4 protein-coding genes are annotated in these 1,723 nt (G+C 33.6%); all 4 read right to left on the bottom strand.

Annotation, left to right across the window (positions count from 1 at the left end; genetic code table 11):
- Positions 1–63: 63 nt before the first annotated feature.
- Positions 64–279, bottom strand: a complete 216-nt coding sequence (locus tag FS666_RS20420; protein ID WP_244943978.1) for a helix-turn-helix domain-containing protein — start codon at positions 277–279, stop codon at positions 64–66.
- A gap of 15 nt (positions 280–294) precedes the next feature.
- On the bottom strand, positions 295–540 hold the full coding sequence (locus FS666_RS20415; protein ID WP_244943977.1) for a hypothetical protein: 246 nt from the start codon (positions 538–540) through the stop codon (positions 295–297).
- Between the two features lie 16 nt (positions 541–556).
- Positions 557–631 (bottom strand): recombinase family protein, encoded by a 75-nt coding sequence (locus FS666_RS20595; RefSeq protein ID WP_145453299.1) that lies wholly within the window; start codon positions 629–631, stop codon positions 557–559.
- A 343-nt stretch (positions 632–974) separates the two neighbouring features.
- A complete protein-coding gene (locus FS666_RS19170) occupies positions 975–1,607 on the bottom strand; it encodes a hypothetical protein (RefSeq protein WP_144463769.1) in 633 nt (210 codons plus the stop codon).
- Between the last annotated feature and the right edge of the window lie 116 nt (positions 1,608–1,723).

The raw sequence follows: 1,723 nt of genomic DNA, 5'->3' as shown, positions 1-1,723 counted from the left end.
ATTATACTTGATTTCACTAGCTTTCGGATGGTTTTTAGATAAATTTAGTCACGGATTAAGGTTCTATAAATTACTTTTAATATTATAGATCGTACTCCTTGTGACGCCAGTCTTTCGATGAATATCCATGACACTTGTTCCAGCACTTAAATCCTTCATTATTCCATCATATATCATTTTGTCTTTTCCAGTTCCACCAACATGGTACTGTTTCTTTCTTCCTTTATATTTACCTTGCTTTTTTGCAATTTCAATACCCTCACGTTGCGCTGCTCTCATTCGGCACGCTCTTCTTCAACCATCCACGAAAGTGATGAAAGAACTATTTCTGTAATTAATTGACCAACCCTTCAAGCTCTTTATATTTTCTGGTGGAATAGGCATGTTTAAGACGACAATATCAATTTCATCTTTCATTAATGATTCCCACTCGTCTTTTATTTCTTCTTTATTTCTACCGAAGCGGCTTAAATCGTGAAAGAGGCACATCGCCAAAGTGTAATTTTTTTCGCATCTCATTGTAAATTGCTCGTTCTCCAAAATTTTACCTGACTGCTTATCGGACCAATTCCTTAACTTGTCTAGCCAAATTTTGATCTTTTGAGCTAACTCTTGCGTAACCGATAATCATTTAAGGTAATTTCACCTCTTTATGAAGGACAATTATTATACAACCCTAATCGCACATTTATAACCTTAATAATTCAAAGTTTAATATAGTATCGTTGGGGTGTACTTAAAATGAACAAAAAAGGAATAATTTACATTAATTCATTCTTACTATCTACCGGTAATTTCATCCAAATATTTTGCTCATACAAAAAGCAGACCCCCCAAAAAAGAGTCTGCTCTTACGGCTAAAAGGCCGCCGCACTTCTTGCATCTATATTATACAATGATACGTTACTAATGAAAATAAATTAATTTCGACATTTGTTAAAAGGTATAAAATTTACTATCAATTAATTTTCAGCTTAACAATCAAATTGATACTCACTAGAAAATAGTGATTTTTGTAATGTTATATCCTCGATACGACCACCTCGCCAATATATTAAAAAGCTATTATTCTCTAATAATACGTCTACTATTGTTCCAGCCCTTTTCATTTCACCACTTTGGAAAACTAATTGGACCCCTATTAAATTTTCCGAGGTATTAACTGATCTTTTACTCCTTTTTTCAATCAGAGCAATTTTTTCTATTAACTTATTTGCAATTGTGTGAGATTCATACCTAGAGCGACCTTTTCCAGTTGCATTAAGTAAATAAGGCAAGTGCCTCTCTGAATTAGTATCTATTAGGGAAGCTTCTATACTTTTATAGTCATCAGTGCAAAAATGGGTTACTTCAAAGTATGGCGATTTGATTTGTGCGGCTAGCAGTTCTATTGGACGTCGAGACCTTCTTTTTGAAGGGTCTTCTAATATAAGAACATAGTGCTTCAACCGAATTTTTAATGTTTTATTTCTTCCAGTGGCCCCTACATAAATGGGAAGAGGATCCATGTCATTAAATAAACGAAGTACAGTAATGTAGACTCCGCATTCTTTGGGGATATGTTCATTAACATCTGCTCTAGTTAATTTCACATAATCCTTAACCATTATTTTAACCTCACCTTTTTAGTAATTGAAAGTTGCACGTTAATGGTTCATTCCGGATTAACCCCCGAATTTTGGACATAGTTACTCTTAATCTATCTTTTTCTTAAAATAGCTAC

Source organism: Siminovitchia fortis, from assembly GCF_007681465.1.
Taxonomy (GTDB): Bacteria; Bacillota; Bacilli; order Bacillales; family Bacillaceae_C; genus Siminovitchia; species Siminovitchia fortis.
The sequence above is the reverse complement of the archived record's forward strand: the minus strand, read 5'-3'. Positions and strand labels throughout refer to the sequence as shown.